The following is a 6,062-nucleotide window of genomic DNA, read 5'->3' on the forward strand; positions in this document are numbered from 1 at the left end:
GCCTGGCCACCGCGTCAGTATCAGCCACGACCACAGTCATCGCATCAGAGTTCATGTGCCACTCCTTGATTCGGAGTTACACCGTTGTTCCCAGTGTCAGTCCCTAACCCTCGGACGCGACAGAAGCCGATTTTGCAGGATTCGGACCACAGCAATGATGTCCCGGGCTCATGGCCGCTCCGATAGCGTAAATGCTTCGCCTGTCGCCACGCGGTGAGAGGAACGTGCAACTGGGCGTGGCAGTGCTGGATGCCAGCGATCTTGGTTTTCGCCCAGCCCGCTATCGGTTTGGAAGCCGACGGTGGCAGGCAATCCACGGGGACTGGTGCGCGCTTACAGCTCCGTTGACTTCCGGATGCGCCTTCAGCTGCCGTTCTGGACTTATGACCGTCTGGTGGTCTCAAGCGAGTTCATCGTGGGAATGCGCGACGGCCCAAGCCGCGATCTGAGCCCGCGAGGTGAATCCCAGTTTGGTGAGGATGTGCTCTACGTGGCCCTGCGCGGTACGCTGCGAGATCACCAGACGCGCTGCGATAGCTTTGTTAGTCAGTCCCTCGCAGATGAGGTCGACGACCTCACGCTCACGCTTGGTCAGACTCACCGAAGAGGCATCTGCTCCTGGAGGCGGAGTCTGCTCCCCCAGCGCGTAGCCGATTGCTGCGTCGAAACCGAGAGCCATACCCTCCTGATAGGCGGACTCGTATCCCCGCTGGCCGAGCCGGTCGCGGATGCGACGCTCGCATTCCCTGTGGTATCCAAGCAGATCGGGATACCCGAGGCTCGAGCCGACCGATTGCCCAAGCCCGTCCGCAGCGCCCAGCAGTATGCCCGCACGCCGTGCCTCATATTTCTCGGCGGCGATCCAGGCCAGTATCTCCATACTCACCGCGCCGACGAGCGGATCGACCACTCGGCGTGCCAACCGGAGAGCCTCCTCCAATAGCCCCTCCGCCCGATCACGCTCACCCTGTATCCACACCGCGAGCGCCATGGGCCGCAGTGCCGCCGAGCGAAACGCCGTCTCTTCGTGGCTGTCGGCAACAGTCAGTAACTTCTCGAGGCAAGCTGTTGCACTCGGCAGATCCCCCTGGAGGACAAAAGCCCAGCCGAGTGAGAGTAGGGACCTCAATCGGAATATGGCCTCAGTACGGGGATCGAAAGCCGTCACAGCGTCGTTCAAACGGGTGGCAGCTCGATCAGGATCGCCACTGCAAAGTGCGGTGTACCCGTCGGCGTACGCCAACAGGGCACCAATTGTGTGGTCGGCTGTCTCCTCGGCAAGGTCGCGTAGGTCGGCTAGGCCCTCGGTTGCGGCCAGTAACTCACCGAGATGCGCGGCGAATGCAATACTCGTGTGAAGAGCTCTGGCTCGGTCCGGCGCTGGAGCGCCGGGCGTAGTAGCAAGCAGGCGCTCGCACCAGCGGCGGCCCTCGCCAATCAAGCCACTCAAGGCCCAGTAGGGATGCAGGACAGCCGCGGTGCGTAAGCCTGCGGGGTTCCCATCCGAGATACTGAGCTCCAATGCTTTGCGCAGATTCGGGAGCTCGAGGGTGATGCGGGTGATCCAGTCGAGCTGGCGCGAACTGATCCAGTCCTCCTCCATCTCAAGCACCAACCGTTCGTACCAATCCCGATGACGTCGATGCAATTCCGCATCCTCGCCAGTCTCTGTAAGCTTTTGCGCACCGAATTGCTGCACAGTTTCCAACATTCGGAAACGCACCGCACCCGCGGCTTCCTCCCGGATCAGGATCGACTTGTCGACCAGCGCTGATAATCCATCCAGCAACTGCAGCTCGCTCAGCACGTCACCACACACATCCTCGGCGGCCTCGAGCTCGAAACTTCCCGCGAAAACCGACAACCGCATCCACAACCGTTGCTCGGTCGGTGTGCACAGGTCGTAGCTCCAGCCAATGCACCAAGCCAGCGTCTGCTGTCGTGTCGGCGCATCCCGACTGCCGCGGGTCAACAACGCGAACCGATCAGTCAGCCGCGTTAGGATTTGTTCCGTAGACATTGTGCGCAACCGTGCGGCAGCCAGCTCTATCGCCAACGGCAACCCATCCAGCCGCGCACATATCCCGACCACGCTGCCCTGATTGTCCTTAGTCAATTTGAAACCGGGCACCGCCGCGACGGCTCGCTCTGCGAACAACCTCACCGCGTCGTAGCTGGCCGTGCCCCCTAGAGATGAATGAGCCCCCGGCGCCGGGAACCTCAGCGGCGGCACCGGCAGGACCGATTCCCCACCGATACCCAAAGCCTCCCGGCTCGTCGCAAGAATCCGCACATCGGGGCACGTCCGCAATAGCGATTGGGCCAAAGTCGCGACCGCTTCGATTACCTGCTCGCAATTGTCGAGAACCAGTAGCATCTCGCGCGTGGAGAAGAACTCCACCAGCACCTCCAGCATCGGTCTGCCGATCTGGGGCCGCACACCGAAGGTCGAGGCCACATCACCAACGACCAGCGACGGATCCTGCAGTTTCCCCAGTTCTATCAGGCAGACACCGTCGGCGAAGTCCTGCCGCACCTTGTGGGCGACGCGCAGCGCCAGCCGTGACTTGCCGACCCCACCGATGCCGGTCAACGTCACCAGGCTCGATCCTGACAGCAGATTCTTCACCTCTGACACTTGGATACGTCGATCCACAAAGCTGGTCAGCTCGAGCGGCAAATTCCTTCCAGCCACACACCCATCAACACCGCCACGGACGAGCCCGCTGGTCGCATACGGCGGCATCGCCACCGCTACGTGCTGACCGCCTGACTCGCCTCGCAGCGCCATCGGGTCCATGGCGAACCCGTGCGCGAGCTGAACCTGCTGCAACCGCTCACCCAACACGACCGCTGGGGGACGCTCCCCCGGGTCACGCGACATCGCCGCCTCGATCACCATGCTCAGATCCTCAGGGATGCCAATTTCGCGCAGGTCCGGGATCTCCTGGGCGGTGATTCGTAGAAACTGCGCCACCACCTGTTCTCCGCTGCGACGCTCGAACGCTGCATGACCGGTCAAAGCACAAAACAACGTCGCGCCCAGCCCATACACATCCGAGGCATGACTCGGTGGGTCCCCGCCGAGAATCTCCGGCGCAGTGTACGCAGGCGAGCCGGTTACAACGCCTGTCGCCGTTCGAAACCCCCCGGCAAGATGGGCGATACCAAAATCGGCTAACGCTGGCTCATTATAATCGGTGAGCAGGATGTTGGCCGGTTTGACATCCCGATGGAGGATTTCCGCGCGGTGCGCTGTTTCCAACGCACCTGCGATCTTCACGCCCAGGTGGAGTACGTCTTCTACCGACAAGGCGCCCTCGCGCCGGATCCGTGCATCCAGCGATCCCTGCGGAAGATACGGCATCACCAGATAGGGTTGACCGGTCTCGGTTTCACCAACGCCAAGTACTCCGAGGATATTCGGATGCCCGGTCAACCGACCCATTGCCTGCTGCTCGCGAAAGAACCGTTCTCGATTCTCATCTAGCTCGCAGGTGAGAACCTTCACTGCCACCATGCGATCCAGAACCGGCTGACTACACCGGTACACGACACCGAAACCGCCCCGCCCGATCTCCTCGGCATCCGCAAACCCGACAGCAGCCAGTGCCGCGACCACGTCACTGCCAAGATCACGTTGCGTCTTTAGCCCATCAGAATCCACCATCGATCACTCACAATACGATCGGTCAATCTCATCAATAGAATACCCGGTGAGAACGATTTTCGACTTGCGATGGATCGCTCATACAACGGTCACCCTCGCACACCTCGTCGCGTATGACCACGGATGACCAGCCGGGTATAGTCTCAGACACAGCCAAGTCTTTCGAGCACGGGAGTGTCCGATAGTCGATGGGTCTGACCCCGGTGGTGGTTAGTTTCCGGTCGGGGTGATCCGGCCTTCGAAGGCTATGGCGAACGCGTTGAGTGCCGGTTTCCACCTCATCGCCCATCGTGCTTCGCGGCCGGTGGGGTCCAGGGATCGGGTCACCAGATACAGGCATTTCAGGGCGGAACGACCGGTTTCACTTGTGGCAGAACGTTGGCCAAGCGGTCGAGAAAGACCTCTCGGGTATCCGCCGCGATCTCGCCGCAGCGCTGGCCGCACAAGTCAGTGCCGCGCAATCCCGTCAGGCGCCGAAGGTCGTCAATCAGGCCGAGCTGAAGGTCGTCACGCGCTTCCGCGAGCATCATTCGGCGGTCTACCGGCTGTTGGGGCAGGGGCTAGGCAAGGCCGCGATGGCCGTGAGCTGGGTCTGCATCCCGCCACCGTCCGCACGTTCGCCGACGCTGCGGCGGTCGATCCGCTGATCGTCAGGAATCTGCAGCGCTCGAGCATCCTCGACGGCTATCACGAACACCTGCACCAGCGCTGGAACAACGGCATCCGCAACGCCGACCAGCTCACTCGCGAGATCGCAGAACTGGGCTATCCCGGCACCGAACAACAGGTCCAACGCTACCTGCGCCGATTCCGCACCGGTACAAGCCAAACCGCGGTCCTCGCACCACGCCCACCATCGGTCCGTGACATGGCCCGCTGGATAATGACCGCTCCCGTCAATCTCGCGAAAGACGACCGGCCGGATCGTGTTTCTCGTAGCCGGCATGCTCGGTCATCTCCGCTTCCAGAGCGGTCTCGAGCACAGTCTTGGTCAGCTGGTTGAGCAACCCGCCCGGTCCGACCAGGTTCACGTCTTGTTCCTTGGCCTGGGCTAGCAGTTGCTCGGTCAACTTCTTGGTGTCCACAGCGTCCTTCGCCACGGATTCGATCGTCTCCGACATCGGTCGGTCCTTCCTGCCGAACCATCAGGTTCGGCCGACTGGACCGGAATCAGATCCGCCGAAGATCAGGTTCTGGCGCACTTGCGGTGGTCGGGCGCTAGGCCAGCAGGATGCGGTGGCAAGAAGTAGCTGGAAGCTGGCCCGGCCATACATTTGTCGTTTGATCAGAATGGTTTTATCGTGTTGACGCCTTCGATCGGGCCGCTGCTGTGGGGCAGGCTGAGGCCGGCGACGGCAGCGGCGTGGGCCTTCTCAAGGGCGCGCAGGAGTGGGTCGAGTTCTGCGAGTCCAGCTTCACGGACGTGTTTGATCCATGCGTCGAGGTCGCTGCCGCGTCGTTCGGTCATGATCGCGGCGAATTCGCCGATGAGCCTTGCCAGGTCGGTCATTTCCGGGCAGGCCGCCAGGAGTTCGTCGAGGTGGGTGCGCCGCCCGGCGGGCAGATCGGTGGGCCTGCTCAGGATCCAGGAGGTGAGACTTCGTGGCGAGGGTATGGGCCGGTCGCCTTCGGCTCGGCCCTGGTTGAGGTATTTGTGCAGCAGATTGAGGCCGCCGGTGTAGCCGAGAGCTTTGATCTCGCCGAACAGGTGCAGCACCGGGACACCGGGACACCGGGCTCGGCTTCGCGGCGTTGGCGCAGGTGGTCGCGGTAAGGGTCGACCAGGCAGGCGCGGTATTGCGGCGGGCGCCGCAACTGATTCGGTTCGGCGGCGCGGGCGTAGCGTTTGACGGTGTTGAGCGCCAGCCCCAGTCGCCGGGCGCAGTCCAGCAGTCCGACACCGTTGTCGAGCAGGTTGTGAACCGCATGCCAGCGTTCCAGAGTCGTTGTCTCGCGGGTCAATGTCTGTCGTTTCGGCCCGGCCGCGGCCCAGCATCGAGCGTGCGCGACGACGGCGGTTTCGACCGCTCCGGCCAGTCCGTGCCAGAGGTGCCAGCGATCGCTGGCCTGCAACGCGCTGGGCAAAGCCCGTCGTATCGCTTCGGCATAAGCGGCCGAACCGTCACGGACAACGACCTCGACACCGGTGTGTTCTCGCAGCCATGCCTCGAGCGTGTCGGACCGGCGATCGGGCAGCACATCGACCCTTTGATGGGTGACGGCATCGCACCGTGCCATAAAGGTTTCCGCGGCGAATTGCGAAATCGTCCACTAATCCCGAGATCGGGATTAGTCGCCTTATCCCGACTCGGTGATTATCCCGATGTCGTGGGTCAATTTGGTGGGATTGCTTGTGTGGCAGTGGTTCTCCGGTAGCTGTTGTCGTGGATGT

General features: G+C 62.4%; 3 protein-coding genes and 3 pseudogenes. 1 reads left to right on the top strand and 5 read right to left on the bottom strand.

Features of this window, described 5'->3' with window-relative positions; all coding sequences use genetic code 11:
• Positions 1-400: 400 nt before the first annotated feature.
• Entirely contained in the window at positions 401-3,670 is a 3,270-nt protein-coding gene (locus ACFXN1_RS50980; protein ID WP_379446454.1) for a protein kinase, read from the bottom strand.
• 210 nt (positions 3,671-3,880) lie between these two features.
• Positions 3,881-4,030, bottom strand: a pseudogene (locus ACFXN1_RS50985) (IS256 family transposase); the annotation flags it as partial.
• 5 nt (positions 4,031-4,035) lie between these two features.
• Between ACFXN1_RS50985 and ACFXN1_RS50990 the strand changes: the two are divergent.
• Entirely contained in the window at positions 4,036-4,317 is a 282-nt protein-coding gene (locus ACFXN1_RS50990) for a hypothetical protein (protein ID WP_379446456.1), read from the top strand.
• Here the strand turns inward: ACFXN1_RS50990 and ACFXN1_RS50995 are convergent.
• From ACFXN1_RS50995 to ACFXN1_RS51005, 3 genes and pseudogenes are all read right to left on the bottom strand, one after another.
• Positions 4,209-4,463 (bottom strand): hypothetical protein, encoded by a 255-nt coding sequence (locus ACFXN1_RS50995; RefSeq protein WP_379446453.1) that lies wholly within the window; start codon positions 4,461-4,463, stop codon positions 4,209-4,211. The genes ACFXN1_RS50990 and ACFXN1_RS50995 overlap by 109 nt on opposite strands.
• A 118-nt stretch (positions 4,464-4,581) precedes the next feature.
• A pseudogene (locus ACFXN1_RS51000) lies at positions 4,582-4,791 on the bottom strand (transposase); the annotation flags it as partial.
• 97 nt (positions 4,792-4,888) lie between these two features.
• Positions 4,889-5,942, bottom strand: a pseudogene (locus ACFXN1_RS51005) (ISL3 family transposase); the annotation flags it as partial.
• Positions 5,943-6,062 lie beyond the last annotated feature (120 nt).

This window comes from Nocardia sp. NPDC059154, assembly GCF_042755705.1.
Lineage (GTDB): Bacteria > Actinomycetota > Actinomycetes > Mycobacteriales > Mycobacteriaceae > Nocardia.